General features: G+C 63.8%; 17 protein-coding genes. 10 read left to right on the forward strand and 7 right to left on the reverse strand.

Translation table 11 applies throughout. The annotated features are described in order from the left end of the window. The first annotated feature begins 3 nt into the window (after positions 1 to 3). From hyi to AC5ZGW_RS31940, 3 genes are all read left to right on the forward strand, one after another. A complete protein-coding gene (hyi, locus tag AC5ZGW_RS31930; protein ID WP_130227151.1) occupies positions 4 to 789 on the forward strand; it encodes a hydroxypyruvate isomerase in 786 nt (261 codons plus the stop codon). 20 nt (positions 790 to 809) lie between these two features. Then, complete coding sequence (locus AC5ZGW_RS31935; protein ID WP_130227152.1) at positions 810 to 1,697, forward strand: 2-hydroxy-3-oxopropionate reductase; 888 nt, start codon at positions 810 to 812, stop codon at positions 1,695 to 1,697. A 119-nt stretch (positions 1,698 to 1,816) separates the two neighbouring features. Beyond that, complete coding sequence (locus AC5ZGW_RS31940) at positions 1,817 to 2,203, forward strand: DUF1236 domain-containing protein (protein WP_208820394.1); 387 nt, start codon at positions 1,817 to 1,819, stop codon at positions 2,201 to 2,203. Positions 2,204 to 2,265: 62 nt separating this feature from the next. On the opposite strand, the gene AC5ZGW_RS31945 is transcribed toward AC5ZGW_RS31940, so the two are convergent. Beyond that, the gene (locus AC5ZGW_RS31945; protein ID WP_130229877.1) at positions 2,266 to 2,880 is read right to left on the reverse strand and encodes a thiamine pyrophosphate-dependent enzyme; all 615 of its coding nucleotides are present in this window, start codon (positions 2,878 to 2,880) and stop codon (positions 2,266 to 2,268) included. 8 nt (positions 2,881 to 2,888) lie between these two features. After that, positions 2,889 to 3,446 (reverse strand): thiamine pyrophosphate-binding protein, encoded by a 558-nt coding sequence (locus AC5ZGW_RS31950; protein WP_130229876.1) that lies wholly within the window; start codon positions 3,444 to 3,446, stop codon positions 2,889 to 2,891. A gap of 295 nt (positions 3,447 to 3,741) precedes the next feature. Here AC5ZGW_RS31950 and AC5ZGW_RS31955 point away from each other — a divergent pair, with 295 nt between their 5' ends. Together AC5ZGW_RS31955 and AC5ZGW_RS31960 are read left to right on the forward strand one after the other, a co-directional pair. Next, the gene (locus AC5ZGW_RS31955) at positions 3,742 to 4,791 is read left to right on the forward strand and encodes a hydroxyacid dehydrogenase (RefSeq protein WP_130229875.1); all 1,050 of its coding nucleotides are present in this window, start codon (positions 3,742 to 3,744) and stop codon (positions 4,789 to 4,791) included. A 208-nt stretch (positions 4,792 to 4,999) separates the two neighbouring features. Beyond that, positions 5,000 to 5,227, forward strand: a complete 228-nt coding sequence (locus AC5ZGW_RS31960) for a hypothetical protein (RefSeq protein WP_130229874.1) — start codon at positions 5,000 to 5,002, stop codon at positions 5,225 to 5,227. A 2-nt stretch (positions 5,228 to 5,229) separates the two neighbouring features. On the opposite strand, the gene AC5ZGW_RS31965 is transcribed toward AC5ZGW_RS31960, so the two are convergent. Further along, the gene (locus AC5ZGW_RS31965) at positions 5,230 to 6,234 is read right to left on the reverse strand and encodes an AraC family transcriptional regulator (RefSeq protein WP_130229873.1); all 1,005 of its coding nucleotides are present in this window, start codon (positions 6,232 to 6,234) and stop codon (positions 5,230 to 5,232) included. 254 nt (positions 6,235 to 6,488) lie between these two features. On the opposite strand from AC5ZGW_RS31965, the gene AC5ZGW_RS31970 reads away from it, so the two are divergent. Together AC5ZGW_RS31970 and AC5ZGW_RS31975 are read left to right on the forward strand one after the other, a co-directional pair. Further along, complete coding sequence (locus AC5ZGW_RS31970) at positions 6,489 to 6,938, forward strand: cupin domain-containing protein (RefSeq protein WP_130229872.1); 450 nt, start codon at positions 6,489 to 6,491, stop codon at positions 6,936 to 6,938. A gap of 117 nt (positions 6,939 to 7,055) precedes the next feature. Beyond that, complete coding sequence (locus AC5ZGW_RS31975; protein ID WP_165435571.1) at positions 7,056 to 8,549, forward strand: flavin-containing monooxygenase; 1,494 nt, start codon at positions 7,056 to 7,058, stop codon at positions 8,547 to 8,549. On the opposite strand, the gene AC5ZGW_RS31980 is transcribed toward AC5ZGW_RS31975, so the two are convergent. The 3 genes from AC5ZGW_RS31980 to AC5ZGW_RS31990 are packed head-to-tail and all read right to left on the reverse strand — an operon-like array spanning position 8,534 to position 11,988. Next, positions 8,534 to 10,177, reverse strand: a complete 1,644-nt coding sequence (locus AC5ZGW_RS31980) for an ABC transporter ATP-binding protein (RefSeq protein ID WP_130229871.1) — start codon at positions 10,175 to 10,177, stop codon at positions 8,534 to 8,536. The genes AC5ZGW_RS31975 and AC5ZGW_RS31980 overlap by 16 nt on opposite strands. Positions 10,178 to 10,180: 3 nt before the next feature. Beyond that, complete coding sequence (locus AC5ZGW_RS31985) at positions 10,181 to 11,020, reverse strand: ABC transporter permease (RefSeq protein WP_130229870.1); 840 nt, start codon at positions 11,018 to 11,020, stop codon at positions 10,181 to 10,183. Next, a complete protein-coding gene (locus tag AC5ZGW_RS31990; RefSeq protein ID WP_028167425.1) occupies positions 11,017 to 11,988 on the reverse strand; it encodes an ABC transporter permease in 972 nt (323 codons plus the stop codon). Before AC5ZGW_RS31990 ends, AC5ZGW_RS31985 begins: the two co-directional genes overlap by 4 nt. 225 nt (positions 11,989 to 12,213) lie before the next feature. Between AC5ZGW_RS31990 and AC5ZGW_RS31995 the strand changes: the two genes are divergently transcribed. Beyond that, positions 12,214 to 13,239 (forward strand): histone deacetylase family protein, encoded by a 1,026-nt coding sequence (locus tag AC5ZGW_RS31995; protein ID WP_130229869.1) that lies wholly within the window; start codon positions 12,214 to 12,216, stop codon positions 13,237 to 13,239. A gap of 363 nt (positions 13,240 to 13,602) precedes the next feature. Here AC5ZGW_RS31995 and AC5ZGW_RS32000 read toward each other — a convergent pair whose 3' ends face one another. After that, on the reverse strand, positions 13,603 to 14,238 hold the full coding sequence (locus AC5ZGW_RS32000) for a TetR/AcrR family transcriptional regulator (protein ID WP_130229868.1): 636 nt from the start codon (positions 14,236 to 14,238) through the stop codon (positions 13,603 to 13,605). Between the two features lie 173 nt (positions 14,239 to 14,411). Here AC5ZGW_RS32000 and AC5ZGW_RS32005 point away from each other — a divergent pair, with 173 nt between their 5' ends. Continuing rightward, positions 14,412 to 14,621: a ferredoxin gene (locus AC5ZGW_RS32005; RefSeq protein WP_027577791.1), complete on the forward strand. Its 210-nt coding sequence runs from the start codon at positions 14,412 to 14,414 to the stop codon at positions 14,619 to 14,621. A 67-nt stretch (positions 14,622 to 14,688) separates the two neighbouring features. Next, on the forward strand, positions 14,689 to 15,906 hold the full coding sequence (locus AC5ZGW_RS32010; RefSeq protein ID WP_130229867.1) for a cytochrome P450: 1,218 nt from the start codon (positions 14,689 to 14,691) through the stop codon (positions 15,904 to 15,906). Positions 15,907 to 16,041 lie beyond the last annotated feature (135 nt).

Here is a 16,041-nt window from a genome sequence, read left to right on the forward strand (position 1 = left end):
ATTGTGCCGAAATTTGCTGCCAATCTCACGATGCTGTTCGGGGAATTGCCGTTTCTCGAGCGCTTCGCCGCCGCCAAAGCCGCCGGTTTTAATGGCGTCGAATATCTGTTCCCCTATGACTTCGATAGAGCCGAGCTGCGCGAGCAGCTTGATAAGCACGGGTTGATCCAGGTCCTGCACAATCTCCCCGCCGGCGATTGGGCGGCAGGCGAGCGCGGCATCGCGATCTTTTCCGATCGTGTCGAGGAGTTCCGCGACGGTGTCTTCCGCGCCATTGATTACGCCAAGGCGCTCGATTGCCGGCAATTGAACTGCCTGGTCGGTATCGCACCACGCGACGCCGATCCGCTCGAATTGAACGAGGTGCTAGTCAAGAATCTGCGCTTTGCCGCCAACGCGCTCGCCAAGGAGCAAATCAAGCTCCTGGTCGAGCCGATCAACACGCTCGATATCCCCGGCTTCTTCCTGAACCGCACCGAGCAGGCGGCGCAGCTCATCGCCGACGTGGGCTCGAGCAATCTCTTCATCCAGTATGATATCTACCACATGCAGGTGATGGAGGGTGACATCGGCCGTACCGTGCAAAAACACCTGGCGCGCATCGCGCATATTCAGCTCGCTGACAATCCCGGTCGCAACGAGCCGGGCACCGGTGAGATCAACTACCCCTTCCTGTTCCGTCATCTCGACGCGATTAGTTATCGCGGCTGGGTCGGATGCGAATACAAGCCGCGGACGACGACCGTTGACGGCCTCGGCTGGCACGCGGCGCTCACGCTCGTCACCTGATTTGGAGGGGGAATATCGCAATGGCAAAGATTGGATTCATCGGACTCGGCACCATGGGACGTCCGATGGCGGGTCACCTTCAAGAAGCCGGCCATCGCCTGTTTCTGCATGACGTCGGGCCGATCCCGCCGGAGCTGGTCTCGGGCGGCGGTGTCGTCTGCAAATCGGGCAGGGACGTCGCCCAGGAAGCGGAAGCCGTCATCATCATGGTGCCGGATACGCCGCATGTGGAGGCGGTGCTGTTCGGTCCCGGCGGGGTCGCCGAAGGACTGTCGAAAGGCAAAATCGTCGTCGACATGAGCTCGATCTCGCCGCTTGCGACGAAGGAATTCGCGAAGAAGATCGAGGCGCTCGGCGCAGACTATCTCGATGCGCCGGTGTCCGGTGGCGAGGTTGGCGCCAAGGCGGCGAGCCTGACCATCATGGTGGGCGGGCCGGAGGCTGCGTTCAACACGATGAAGCCGGTGTTCGAGAAGATGGGCAAGAACATCACGCGGGTCGGCGGCAACGGCGACGGGCAAACGACGAAGGTCGCCAACCAGATCATCGTTGCGCTGACGATCGGGGCGGTCGGTGAAGCGTTGCTGTTTGCTTCGAAAGCCGGTGCCGATCCCGCGCTGGTGCGGCAAGCGCTGATGGGCGGCTTCGCGTCGTCGCGGATTCTGGAAGTGCATGGTGATCGCATGGTGAAGCGCAATTTCGATCCGGGCTTTCGTATCGAATTGCATCAGAAGGATCTCAACCTTGCGCTCGAAGGCGCTCGCGCGCTTGGACTTTCGCTGCCGAGCACGGCGATTGCGCAGCAACTGTTCAGTTCCTGCACCGCGCACGGCGGCAAGGCGTGGGATCATTCGGCGATGGTGCGGGCGCTCGAAATGATGGGAAATCACGAGATCGGCGCGGCCTGATACGCAAATCGGGAACCGCCGAATGCCACATCGGTTCTCCGCGGCCGCCATCATGGAACCGGAACAACTATCGTGCAGGATGGTTGAAGGCGCATCGTCAATTCCACTGGAGGAGAATGATGACGAAGCGTGTTGCTATCTCTGTCATTGCCGCGTCGCTGCTTGCGTCCGGCGCGGCGTTCGCGCAATCCACCACGGTGGAAGGCGCGGCGAACGGCGCCCGCGCGGGCGGCGAAATCGCCGGTCCCGTGGGCGAGATTGTCGGCGGCACCGTGGGGGCCGCGGTCGGCGCCGGATTGGAAATTCCGAACGCCGTGATCACCTCGATCCCGCGCGACGAGCCCTCGGTCGTGGTGCGTGAGCGCGTCGTGGTCGGCGAGCCGCTGCCGTCCACCGTCGAATTGCGTACGGTGCCGAGGCATACGGAGTATCGCTACGCCATCGTCAATGACCGCCGGGTGATCGTCGAGCCGCGTACCCGCAGGGTGGTCAAGATCATCGATTAATGAAGACCGACACGCGCCTTGATCCTCGCAGGCGCCTTACCTGCGGGGATTGTCTTGTACGTTTACAACGGCTGCCGCACGCCGAGGCCGAGCATGAAGCGTTCCCTGATCTGCACGGGATCACGGCGGGTCGCGCCGGTGCCGGGCTTGTCGTCGATGCGCACGCCGATCAATGTCGGTCCGTCCGAGGCGAGCGACTGATCGATCAGGCGCTCGAAGTCATCCTCATCGGCGGCCCAGGAGCTGTTCGGAAGACCGCTCGCCACCGCGATGGCGACAAGATCGGAGGCCGCCGCTGCTGGCGTTGGCTGCGCGCCGGTGATCTGGTAGATGCCGTTGTCCATCACGACCATGGTGAGGTTCTTCGGCGCCAGCGTGGCGATCGTCGAGAGAGAGCCGAGCTGCATCAGGAGCGAGCCGTCTCCCTCCAGCGCGAACACGCGCCGCTCGGGTTGCGCCAGCGCCACCCCTAGCGCGATCGGAAATGCGAGCCCCATGCTTCCCAGCATGTAAAAGTTCTGCGGGCGATGGCCGGCGGCCCACAGGTCGAAATTGGTGTTGCCGATGCCGCCGACCACAGCCTCTTCGTTCCTCAGCTTTTCCACAAGGCGCGAGGTGAGATCGAACCGGTTCATCACCTTGGTGTTGCGGGTAGTCGTCTTGCTTGGCGTGTTCATGGGACCGCTCACTTGTCAAAGACCTTGCCGCCGGTGAGCAGCGGCGAGAGGATCAGCGCCACCGGCGCCTGCGTGGTGACGGCCTGCTTGATCGAGCGGTCGACGATGAACTCGAACTCGTCGAGCCGGGTTGCCGTGTGATGCTCCATCGCAAGCGAGTCGAGCACCGGCCGCATGGTGCGGCAGACCAGCGCCTGACCATAGTTGAATTCGCCGAGCGTGCCGCGCTCGGAGACGAACATGATCACTGGGATCTGGTAGGGGATCGCGAGCGAGGCGAGGGCATTCGCAAGCGTCGCAAAACCGGAGGTCTGCATCAGCACCGCACCGCGCACGCCGCCCATCCAGGCACCGGAGACGATTCCGACCGCTTCCTCCTCGCGCGCGGTGGGAAACGTCGTGAAGAAGGGATCGGCGTGCAGGTTCTTGATCAGCGGCGTCAGCACGCGATCCGGCACATAGGGCACGAGGCGAACCTCGTTTCGCTTGAGCGTCTGCAGCACGATGCCGTGCCAGCTCTTCTCGGCTGCGGTCTTGAGCGAGCTTTCATCCTCCGCGAGCGCCATCCTTGCTCTCCCTCACATCCCGCGACGCTGCGGCCGCTTTCTTGCGGCAAAACTTCACCCGACCGGCGCGATTGTCAACATGTCGCAGTCGCAACGTGACCTGCGGTTTCCGCTGGTGCGGACACCGGTCCGCCGTGCGATACAGACGGCAACGACAATAAGACGAGAGCAGTGGGAGGAATGTCATGGCCACCCGGTTCAGGCGGGCCGCCATTGCGGCGGTTATGTCCTCCACGGCCGTTTCCAGCCAGGCCCCTTCATATTCCAGGACCCGAACTGAAAGTTGCAGAAGGACATGACCGTCAACAACAAGCGCGTCTTCTACGTCAAATATCTCGCCCACAACATCTATGCGGAAATCCTCAAGGGCCGCCCCGACGTGCGGCTGGACCGGCTGGAGAATGAGAGCCCCGATGAGGTCGCGGCACCCATCCTCGAAGCGGCGCATGCCTACCAGATCGGCGCGGCGCGCGACGAGCTGGCCAGGCACTTCCATGTCGACCAGGATCTGCTTCGCCGCACGCCGAACCTCCTGATCGTCTCCTCCAACGGTGCGGGTTTCGATCCCGTCGACGTCGACGCCTGCACCGCGGCGGGCGTGCTGGTGGTCAATCAATCCGGCGGCAACGCCAATTCCGTCGCCGAGCACGCGCTGGGGATGCTGCTCACTTTGTCGAAGCGGATCATCGAATCCGACCGCGTGCTGCGGCGCCAGCGGGACGTCAACCGCAACGCGCTGATCGGCAACGAGGCGCAGGGCAAGACCATCGGCATCATCGGTCTCGGCAATGTCGGCCGCCGGATCGCCGAGCTCTGCAGGGGGCTGCTGCACATGAAGGTGATCGCCTACGATCCCTATCTGACCGCCGAGGAGATGGGCAAGCGGGGAGGCGAGAAGGTCGAGCTGGACGAGCTCCTGCGCCGTGCCGATTATGTCTCGGTCAGTTGCCCGCTGACGAAGGAGAGCCGCGGCATGATCGGCGGGCGCGAATTCGCGCTGATGCAGCCGCACGCGTTCTTCATCACCACCGCGCGCGGCTTCATCCACGACGAGGACGCGCTGGAGGACGCGCTGCGCAACAAGCGCATCGCCGGCGCCGGCCTCGACGTCTGGGCCAAGGAACCGCCGCCGCCGGAGCATCCGCTGCTGCAGTTCGACAATGTGCTTGCCAGTCCGCATACGGCCGGCGTCACCGTGGAGGCGCGCGAGAACATGGGTCGGATCGCCGCCGAACAGGTCCTGGACGCGCTCGACGGCAGGCGGCCGCTGCGGATCATCAATCCCGAAGTCTGGCCGGTTTACGCCAGGCGGTTTGAACGGACGTTCGGGTTTGCGCCGAAATAGGGACATGCTGATTTTGGTCAAATCCACTGCCGAATGCACAGGCAGCGGAAGACGTGGAACCGCGCCGGATCGAGGTTGCCGGCGTGCCGTTCGCCGGCGCGCAGGATCGCGGCACGATTGGCGGCCATCGGGCTTGATTTCCCTCAAATCTTTTTTCCAGGATGCTAGTATCCAAATTCCGACGCTACCCGTGTAGCAGGAGGCTCCCATGTCCCGATTTGTCGTTAGCTTCATGAAGGACGTGCTTGGTGACAATGGTCGCGAACGGGAGGTTTGCCAGAGTTCGCTGGAGATTAATGCCTCGAACGAAGGTCAAGCCGCGGAAATGGCCAAGCAGAAATTCTGCGAGGCGCAGGCGCTGTGTGACTGGTCGCTGCACGCTGACCGCATTCGGATCGACTCGGCAGATTTCCCGCATAGTCATTCGCTCGGTTGAGGTCAGCTCAGGCGCCGCAACGTCCCCGAAGGACTCTCGCCGAACTTTGCGCGATAAGCACTTGCCATCCGGCTCAGATGGGTGAAGCCAAGATCGAAGGCGATGTCGACGACGCGCTCGTCCGGCCGCGCGTCTTTCAGCCGGCTATTGAGCCGGGCGAGCCGGATGTCCTGCAGCATCGCTGAAACGGTCGTCCCGAAATGACGGCGAAAGCCGAGCTGTAATGCGCGAATGCCGATGCCCGCGGCATCGGCAAGCTGCATGAGATCGAGCGGCTCATCGGCCTGGGCCTCCAGCCAGGCGCGTGCCCGCTTCAGCGCTGCCGGCTGTGTCTCGACGCGGCCTTTGAAGACGGCGATCGCCCGGCTCAAACTATGATGCTGGCCGTTGAGCAGCGCGCTCAGCAATCGTTGCCGCCAATCGGCTGCCGCCAGGGGTGAAAGGCGTTTTACCGGACCAAGACGCTCGGCGAGACCGACGAGATCGCAGATTTCTGCCTGAAGCGCACGTCCAAACGGAGCGGTGAGGTCGACCGATGGATCGAACTCCACCGCTCTCGTGGACGTTCCCGCCAGCGCAGCCGCGCGATGTTCCACCAGCTTTCGGTCGAGCAGCAGGATGAGCTGGGCGCAATCCTGTCGCCACGTCATCTGCGTCGGCATGGTCGGCGACAGCAGCGATGCCGCAGCGCCACGCGCAGTCAACACCTCGCGCGCCGCTGTCCGTATCTCCGCGCAACCCTGCAGCGGGATCTGCAACAGGAAAAACCGATCGAGACAGCCGGGATCGATCGAGACCGATCCGCCATAGGCGACATAGTTCACCGAAAACCCGTCGAAGGCTGCGCAGTTGTGCTGGGCGCTGAAGTCGTTCTCGAAATGGCCGATCGGCTTCAATTCATGCGGGCAGAAAATCCGTCCGATCGCCTCGGCGGCGTCATCGACACTGGCGGTCGAGACGCGGGCGAAATCCGCAAGCCGCATGTTGGCCAAGGCACCTGCATTCATCGCAACCGCCGCGGAGTTGCTTGAGGTTTAAAATATCGGGAGCCTAATGCATCTCTCGGTGCGGGGAAACGCGGTTTCGGCGCGCAGCGTGCCCGATCGTTATGCGGGCCCTTGCCGTGCGCTTGGGCTACGGCAGCTCTTCCTGCAGCGCAACATGAGCGTCGGGGCCGCGGGATTCGTTTATCGGCTAGACAAGCTGCCACTCCGACGACAGCCTCACGGGCGCGGTGCAGTCCAGACAGGGAGGTGGCGGAATGGGTGCGCTCGAGAAAGGCATTACGCGGAACGGCACGGGTTACGGCGGCAAGACCTGGAATATTCTGGGCCAGGTCTATTTTCCCAAGGCGGTCACCGACTCGACCTTCGCATTCGAGACCAACAGCGATCCCGGCCAGTACGTGCCGGTGCACATCCATCCGACCCAGGACGAGTTCATCCTGGTGCAGGAGGGCACGCTCGACCTCAAGCTGGACGGCGTCTGGGTGAAGGCGGAGGCCGGCGACCTCGTGCGCATGCCACGCGGCATCCCCCACGGCTATTTCAACAAGTCGGACAAGCCGGCGCGCGCTCTGTTCTGGGTCTCGCCGATGCAGAAGCTCGAGGCGCTGTTCGACAAACTGCACAATCTGCAGGATCCGGCCGAGGTGGTGCGCATTTCCGCCGAGCACGAGGTGAATTTTCTGCCGCCGGAAGCCAACGACTGACCTTGTCCCGGTAACGGGTCCAGCAGCGGAGGCAGTGGAATTGCCGGGATCGTGTCCGGCGATGACAATGGCGTGCGCGTACACTCGAACGGGATGGTGATTTTCCGGAGCATCCACATGGTCAAGCAGAAGCATGTTTGCATCATCGGCGCCGGCGTTTCCGGGCTTGCCGCAGCCAAGGCGTTTTCCGAACGAGGACACAGGGTGACCATCGTCGAGCGCAGCGGCGATCTCGGCGGCGTCTGGGAGCCGGCGCGGTCCTATCCGGAGGTCCAGACCCAGAGCCCGAAGGATCTCTATCGCTACACCGACAAGGCGATGCCGAACTCCTATCCGGAGTGGCCGAAGGGACCGCAGGTCTACGCATATTTGCGCGACTACGCGCACGAGCATGGGCTCGACGATGCCCTGCGCTTCAACATCACTGTCGTGGCGATGGATCGCCGCGCCGATGGCAAGCCGGGCTGGACCCTCACACTTCGCACCAGGGACGGCAGCGTGACCCCTGAGGATTTCGATTTCGTCGCAGTCTGCACCGGCCAGTTCAACGAGCCGCAAACCCTCAGCCTTCCCGGCGAGGATGCGTTCAAGGCGCAGGGCGGCAAGGTCCTGCACTCTTCGCAATACAACGACGCGGCAATGGCCAAGGGGCGTAGGGTGGTGGTGCTCGGCGGCTCGAAATCGGCGACCGACATTGCTGTCAACGCTGTCAATTCGGGCGCTGCCGAAGTCACCATCGTCTATCGCGAGCCGGTGTGGCGCATTCCCTATTTCGTCGGCGGCTTGGTCAACTTCAAGCGCATCCTCTATATCCGCGCCCAGGAAGAGATGTTCCCGGGCTGGGGCATCGGCCCGCTGTCGCGGCTCGCGCATGTGCTGGCCAGGCCGCTGGTGTGGGCGAACTGGCGCGGGCTCGAGAGCCTTCTGAAGGTCCAGCTCAAGCTGAAGCAATGCGACATGGTGCCGAAGCAGCCGATCGAGGACGGCGTCAATTGTTCGGTGCCGATCGCAACGCCCGGCTTCTATCCGATGGTGGCCGATGGCCGCATCAAGGCGATCCGCGGCACCTTCGATCATTATGATGGCGACAGCATCGTGATGAGCGGGGGCGAGCGGGTGGCGGCCGATGTGGCGGTGCTTGCGATCGGCTACAAGCTTGGCGTTCCGTTCCTTGCCGAAAGCTATCGCAGCAAGCTGGTCGAGCCGGACGGGCAGTATCGGCTCTATCGCCTGATCGCCAATCCGGATCTGCCGGATATGGGGTTCGTCGGATTCAATTCCAGCTTCGCCACGGTGCTTTGCGCCGAGCTGGCCGCCAATTGGCTGGTGCGCTACGCCGACGGCCAGCTTGCGCGCCAGCCGACCGCCGCGGAGATGAAGGAGAACATCGCGATGATGCTTCACTTCAAACGTGTCGAACGGCCGGCAGCGGGCGTCTATGGCGGGCTTTGCGTTGCGCCCTATCATTACCGTCACTTCGACGAGTTGCTGGCGGATATCGGTACGACCGTCCGCCGGCGCAATCCGCTCGCCGAAAAATTCACGCCGCCGGATGCCGATGCCTATGCGCGCTTCCTTGCTTCAGCACCGGACTATCACGCGGTGGCATAAGGACGGGCAGGCTCCTCGCTCGGTGATGTCCGGCCGGGCACGGCGGCGAGCAGCTCGCGCGTGTAGGGATGCTCGGGCGCCGCGAACAGCGCGGCCGCAGGCCTGAGCTCCACGATCTCGCCCCGTTGCATCACCGCGATGCGGTCGCAGATTTGCGCGGCGACGCGCAGATCGTGGGTGATGAACAGCATTGATAGCCCGAGCCGCGCCTTGAGGTCTTCGAGCAGATTGAGAACCTGCGCCTGCACGGAGACATCGAGCGCGGAGACCGCTTCGTCTGCGACCAGGATTTCGGGCTCGAGCGCCAGCGCGCGGGCGATGCCGATGCGCTGGCGCTGGCCGCCGGAGAATTCGTGCGGAAAACGCTCCATCGCATTGGCATTGAGGCCGACCATGCCGAGCAGATCGCGAGCGCGCTGCCGCGCCGCATCAGGATCGGTGCCATGTGCGATCGGCCCATCCGCGATGATGTTGCCGACCTTGCGGCGCGGATTGAGCGAGGCAAAGGGATCCTGGAAGATCATCTGGATGCGGCTCCGCTCCTTGCGCAGCTCCTTGCCGCTGATCGCGGTGAAGTCGGTATCGCCGAGGCGGACCGTGCCCTGGTCCGGTTCGATCAGGCGCATGACAAGGCGCGCGACCGAGGATTTTCCGGAACCGGATTCCCCGACCAGGCCGAGCGTCTCGCCCTGCAGGATGTTGAAGTTGATGGCTTTGGCTGCCTGCACGCGGCGCTCCGGCTGGAACCAGCCGCCACCGGAGACATAGGTCTTGTCAAGGCCGATCACCTCGACTGCCTTGGGACGGTCGACGAGGGGAGCGCGTTGCGGAGGTTCCATCGATGGCACTGCGGCGAGCAGTGCGCGTGTGTAGGGATGCTGCGGACGTTGCAGCACGTCATCGGCCGAACCCTGTTCGACCACCTTGCCGTGCTGAAGCACGACCACGCGGTCGGCGATATCTGCGACGACGCCGAAATCATGGGTGATGAACATCACCGCCATGTTGCGGCGGCGCTGCAGGTCGCGGATCAGTTTCAAAATCTGCGCCTGCGTGGTGACGTCGAGCGCGGTGGTCGGTTCGTCCGCGACCAGCACCGCCGGCTCGAGCGCGAGCGCCATCGCGATCATCGCGCGCTGGCGCTGGCCGCCGGACAATTGGTGCGGATAGGCGCGCACGGTGCGTTCGGGGTCGGGCAGGCCGACCTCGCGCAAGAGGTTGAGCGCCTTCTGCCGGCGCTGCTTCGGCGTCAGCAGATTGTGCGCCTCGAACATCTCGGCGATCTGGTCGCCGATCCGCATCAAGGGATTGAGCGCCGTCATCGGCTCCTGGAACACCATGGCGATGTGCCGGCCGCGCAGGCCGAGCCATTGGTCGTCGTCGAGCCGCAGCAGGTTCTGCCTCTCGAACAGGATCTCGCCGGCCTCGCGGCCGATCGTGTCGGGAAGGAGGCCCATCAACGCGTGGGCGCACATCGATTTGCCGGAGCCGGACTCGCCGACCACGCAAAGGATCTTGCCGGGGACGAGATCAAGCGACACGCCGTCGACAGCGTAGGCGCGGTCGGCGCCGGGCGGCAGTGCCAGCTTGAGGTCCTTGATGACGACGACGGCTTTGCTCTCGGACATTGCTCAGCGCCCATCCTTGTTGAGGCGCGGATTGAGCGCGTCGTTGAGGCCTTCGCCGATCAGGTTCAGCGCCAGCACCGAAACCAGGATGGCGATGCCGGGAAACACCGTGATCCACCAGGCCTGCCGGATCACGGTGCGGCCGGCGCCGACCATGTAGCCCCACGACATCAAATTGGGATCGCCGAGGCCGAGGAACGAGAGCGAGGACTCCAGCAGGATTGCGGTCGCCACCATCAGCGAGGCCAGCACGATGACGGGCGAAAGCGCGTTGGGCAGGATCTCGCGCCAGATGATCCAGCTATGGGTCTGGCCGGTGACGATCGCGGCCTGGACATATTCGCGGGTGCGCAGCGACAGCACTTCGCCGCGCACTAGCCGCGCCACCGGCGGCCAGCTTACGATCGCGATCGCCAGCACGATCGAAACGATCGATGGTTGCATGATCGCCACCAGCACGATCGCGAGCGCAAAGCTGGGCACGGTCTGGAAGAATTCGGTGAAGCGCATCAGGGCATCGCCGATCCGGCCGCCGAAATAGCCGGCGAGGGCGCCGACAGGAATACCGACGGCAAGCGCAGCGAGCGTCGAGACCAGACCGACCAATAGCGAGACACGGGCGCCATAGATGATGCCCGCGAACACATCGCGGCCGAGCGCGTCGGTACCGAGCGGCAGGCCTGATGTCGTGAACGGCGGCAGGAACGGCCGCTGCACCATGCGCCAGGGTGAATTCGGGAAGATCATCGGCCCGAACAGCGCGACCGCGATCGCGATCAGGAGAATGATCGAGCCGATCAATCCGCCGGGATTGCGCAGCAATAGCTTCCAGAACCGCTTCATGCCGCAACCTCGATGCGCGGATCGACCGAGCGGTAGATCAGATCGGTGATCAGGTTGAACGCCAGCACCATCGCCGAGCAGACGACGAAGACGCCGAGCAAGAGGTTATAGTCGCGCTGCAGTAGCGCCTCGTACATCAGCCGGCCGATGCCGGGCCAGGCAAACACGGTCTCGGTCAGCACGGCGCCACCGACCAGCGTGCCCGCCTGCAGGCCCGCAAGTGTCACCACCGGCAGCAATGCGTTGCGCAGGACGTGGCGGCGCTGGATCACCGCGTCACGCAAGCCCTTGGCGCGCGCGGTCTTGACGAAATCGAGCCGCTTCACCTCCAGCATCGAGGCGCGCGTCATGCGGGTGTATGTGGCCATGAAGAACAGGCCGATCGTCATCGCTGGCAGGATCAGGTGCGCACCGACGTCGAGCACATGAGCGAAACCGGTGTAGTTGGCGCCCACCGTCTCGTAGCCGAAGCTCGGCAGCCAATCCATCGCAACCGAGAACAACAGGATCGCCATCAGCGCCACCCAGAACAGCGGCGTGGCGTAGAAGATCAGCGCCATTATCGTGATCGCGGTATCGGCCCAACTGCCTGCGCGGCGCGCTGCCAAGGTTCCGAACAGCACGCCTGATAGCAGCGAGATCGCAAACGCCGTGCCGGTCAGCAGCAGCGTTGCCGGTAGTCGCTCCAGGATTAATTGCGACACCGGCGCTTGCTGGCGGAAGGAGAAACCGAGGTCCAGGGTGGCGATGCCCTTCACATATCGATAGAGCTGCACGGGCAATGGCTGGTCGAGCCCGAATTTCTCGCGGAGCTGCGCGACGAAGAGTTGATCGCTGGCGCCGGCTTCGCCGGCCATCACCACCGCGGGGTCGCCGGGCGCCAGGCGGATCAGGAAGAAGTTCAAGACGACGATCGCAAGCAGCACGACGATCGCCTTCATAATTCGTTGCGCGATGAATCCGAGCATCGGAACCTTTCAGCTCGTTCGGGAGATGACACAGCCGTGTGCCAAGGAGGCGGTCATCGCTGTCGATTCAACGGGTCTGACCTGGAGGGGCAAGGTTAAACTCTCGGCAGTCGGCGCTTAAGGAATGAACAGCCGCATGGAGATCCTTTTCGCGACCGGGGCGCTTTGCGATTCCAGCGGTTCTATGCAAGGGATGTTCCTGTCGCCAATGATGGGAGCCTGTTTGTGAAGGCCGTCTATACCGAACTGCATCGCAGCCATGATCCGCAATTCTTCCTGGTCCGCGGCGTCGTCAAGCGCACCACCGAACAGCCCGAGCGCGCCGACCGCCTGCTGGCAGGGCTGAAGGCGGGCAAGCATCAACTGGTCGAGCCGACCGTGTTCGGGCAGGGGCCGCGGGCGCGGGTGCACAGCGCCGAATATCTGAGCTTCCTCGCGGAAGCCTGGGACGCCTGGTCGGCGCTCGGCGATTCCGGTTCCGAGATGATTGCCAACATCCATCCGGTGCGCAACGCCGCCACCTATCCGACCCATATCGTCGGCCGGCTCGGCTGGCACACGGCGGACACCGCTGCGCCGATCGGGCCGGGCACCTGGGCCGCCGCTTGTGCTGCGACCGACGTCGCAGCGACCGCCGCGCAGATGGTGTTGGAGGGCGAAGACGCCGTCTACGCGCTGTGCCGTCCGCCCGGTCATCATGCCTATCGCGATATCGCCGGCGGCTTCTGCTTCCTCAACAACAGTGCGGTTGCGGCAGCGCATCTGCGGCTGAAACATGAGCGCGTCGCCATCCTCGACGTCGATGTCCATCACGGCAATGGCACGCAGGGCATTTTCTACGAGCGGGCCGATGTGCTGACAGTGTCGATCCATGCGGATCCGGCCTCGTTCTATCCGTTTGTCTGGGGTTATGCGCATGAGCGCGGCGCGGGTCCCGGGCTCGGCACCAATCTCAACATCCCGCTGCCGATCGGAACCGGCGACGACGGCTACCTCGCGGCACTTGCGACGGCGCAGAAGACGATCGAGGCCTTCGCGCCCGGCGCGCTTGTCATTGCCCTCGGTCTCGATGCCTCCGAGCACGATCCGCTGGCCGGGCTTGCCGTCACCACGGAAGGATTCCGCCGCATCGGCGCCGCGATCGCGCGGATCGGCCTGCCCACCGTGCTCGTGCAGGAAGGCGGCTATCTCTCCGACATCCTCGGCGACAATCTGACCGCGGTGCTCGGCGGGTTTGAAGCGGCGAGGTGAGGGAAGTGCCGTAGGGAGGGCAAAGCGAAGCGTGCCCACCATCAAGCATCGCGCTCGTGACGGTGGGCACGCTTGCGCCTGTGCTTGTTCGAGCACCGGTGAATGTGGTCCGCTTTGCCCACCCTACGGCACCTGCGCGCTCGGCATGCTCTCTCGACGTCATTGCGAGCGAAGCGAAGCAATCCATAGCGCGGCAAGCGGAGGCATGGATTGCTTCGGTGCGCTCGCATGACGGAGGCCGTCATTCCGGGGCGATGCGTTAGCATCGAGCCCGGAATCGATCCAACCGCAGAGTAGGCCGCCTAATGGATTCCGCGTTCGCGCTTTGCGCGCCCCGGAATGACGAGGAGAGATATCTCTAAACTAGCGGCCTCTTTCCGCCGCCTTGATCGCGAGTGATAGGCTCAGCTTGATCTGCGCGACCATGTCGTCGAGCAGTTCTTCGCGCGTGGTTTCGGCGAGCTGGCCGGTGAGCAGGCCTTGCTCGGCGAGCATGACGACGCCGTGCAGCGCGGCCCAGATCTGCAGCGCGTGGCGCTCGCGCAGGAGGGCGACCGCCGGCGACTCCAGCGCTTCGAGAAGCAGGCCGAATGTCTCCATCGCAGCGCTGTGCAGCTCGCTGTCCTTTGGCGAGCAGGCCATCACGCGCGAGGCGAACATCAGGCGGTAGATGCCGTGGCGGCGCTGGCCGAAGGCGAGGGCGGCTTGCGCGAAGCGCGAGATTTTTGTCCGCTTCGACGGTCCGTCGATGGCGTCGCGCAGCATCGTGTTGAATTGGCGAAACGCTTCCGCCGCGACGGCCGTCAGCAGCGCCTCGCGGTCGGCGAAATGCCGATAGGGTGCGGGCTGCGAGACGCGGAGCTTCTTGGCGAGGGCGCTGATGCTGATGGCTTCGGGGCCGCCGAGTTCCGCTTCCCGCAGTGCAGCGTGCACCAGGGCGTCGCGGAGATCGCCATGGTGATAGGCATTCTGCGGCTTGCGGGCGAGGCGTGTTCCCATCCTAATGTGATAGGCTATAACTTTTCGCTTGACAGCACAACCGGACCGCGAATGTAATAGCTCTAATTTGAGACGTGGCCGAAGCAAGCCGCGTCCGCCGAGAAGCAGAGGAAACGCCAGTCCGCGCGTCGAGCCACGGGCATCGATGCTGCGCGCGGCACAGGGAAGCGCCCATGTCCGGAAAGCTGAAGATTCACGTCGACCAGGACAGGTGCCAGGGACACGCGCGCTGCAAGGCCCTCGCGCCCGAACTGTTCGACCTCGACGAATACGGCAATGCGCATGAGCACGGCGAAGGCCGTGTGCCTGAAGGCCTCGAGGACAAGGCCTATCTCGCCCAGACCAACTGCCCCGAATTCGCGATCGAAGTCATCGAGGAGTGAGGCGCGCGGTCGAACCGCACCTTCATCCACACTTGATCTGAACGAACACAGCGGAAGGAAACTGCCGATGTCCGATTCCGTCAGCATGATGCCCGAACACCCGCCGGTGACCGACTGGATCCGTGATTTCGACCACACCGATCCGGCCTGGACCGAGAATCCATTTCCGATCTGGGAGCAGTTGCGTGCGGCCTCGCCGGTCGTTCACACCGAGCGCTTCCTCGGCTGCTATATGCCGACCACCTATGAGGCGGTAAAGCAGGTCGCCTACGACACCGAGCATTTTTCGTCTCGTCGCATCATTGTGCGCGACGTGCGGCCGGAGGTCACGCAGCCGGCGCCGCCGATCACCTCCGATCCACCCGAACATAAGCCGGCCAAGCAGTTGCTGCTGCCGCCGTTCACGCCCGACGCGATGAAGAAGCTCGAGCCCCGGGTCCGCGCGATCTGCAACGAGCTGATCGACGAGTTCATCGATGACGGAAAATGCGACGCCGCCGAGCGCTACACGAAGCATATTCCGGTGCGCGCCATCGCCCATATGCTGGGTATACCCGAGAAGGATGGCGACCTCTTCATCAAGTGGATCCACGAAATCCTCGAGCTCGGCATCAAGGATCAGGACATCTTGATGCGCGCGCTCCACGAGATGAGTGCGTATTTCGCGGGCCATATCGCCGAACGCAAGGGCAAGCCGACCGACGATCTGATCACGACGCTGATGAACGCGCGCGACAAGGACGGCAAGCCGTTGTCGGACGCCCATGTGCTTGGCTCGCTGCGACTGCTCCTGGTCGCCGGCATCGATACCACCTGGAGCGCGATCGGCTCCTCGCTCTGGCACCTCGCGAAGACGCCCGCGGATCGCGAGCGGCTGGTTGCTCAGCCGGAATTGTTGCCGACTGCGATCGAGGAGTTCCTGCGCGCCTATTCCCCGGTGACGATGGCGCGCGAAGTGGTGAAGGAGACCACGGTCAGCGGCTGCCCCGTCAAGCCCGGCAACATGGTGCTGTTGTCCTTCCCCGCCGCCAATCGCGACCCTGCGATGTTCGCGGACGCCGACAAGGTCGTGATCGATCGCAAGGAGAATCGTCACGCCGCCTTCGGCCTCGGCATCCATCGCTGCGTCGGCTCGAACCTCGCACGCATGGAGATGATGGTCGCGATCGAGGAATGGCTGAAGCGGATTCCCGACTTCCGGCTCGATCCGGCCGGCAAGGTGGCGTGGTCGGAAGGCACCGTCCGCGGCCCCCGCGCGCTGCCGCTCTTGTTCGGGGCGGGTTAACGACTGCGTAGCCCGGGTGGAGCGCAAGCGTAACCCGGGACACCTCCATCTACGTCTACTGGAGTGCCCCCCAAAAGTGAGACACGGGAAATTAGGGACAGTTCTCTAACGGAGAACGTATGCCCAACAAATCTC

It is taken from the genome of Bradyrhizobium sp. Crot121, from assembly GCF_059512385.1.